A 421-nucleotide genomic window follows, 5' to 3' on the forward strand; every position below is an offset into this window, starting at 1 on the left:
TCAGGCAACTATTCAGTTGTGGTAACTGATGTGAATGGTTGTTCTGCAAGAGATGATGTAAATATTACAGTACATCCTAACCCAACGGTTGATTTAGGCGCAGACCAGGAAACTTGTGCAGGTGGCACGATTATTTTAGATGCAGGCAATGCAGGAGCTACATACTTGTGGTCAAATGGCGCAACGACTCAAGCCATCACAGTTTCAACATCTGGCAACTACTCAGTTGTGGTGACTGATGCAAATGGTTGTTCTGCTTCTGATGATGTAAATGTTACAGTTCATCCAAATCCGGTTGTGAATCTTGGCCCAGACCAGGAAACTTGTGCAGGCGGCACGATTATTTTAGATGCAGGTAATGCAGGTTCAACCTACTTGTGGTCAAACGGAGTAACAACTCAGACCATTACCGTGTTAACAT

The 421-nt window shown here is 43.9% G+C and carries 1 protein-coding gene; it reads left to right on the forward strand.

Annotation, left to right across the window (positions count from 1 at the left end; all coding sequences use genetic code 11):
• A partial coding sequence (locus ELS83_RS23015; protein ID WP_216616786.1) for a hypothetical protein occupies positions 1 to 421 on the forward strand: 421 nt, incomplete at both ends.

This window comes from Marinifilum caeruleilacunae (assembly GCF_013141825.1).
Taxonomy (GTDB): domain Bacteria; phylum Bacteroidota; class Bacteroidia; order Bacteroidales; family Marinifilaceae; genus Marinifilum; species Marinifilum caeruleilacunae.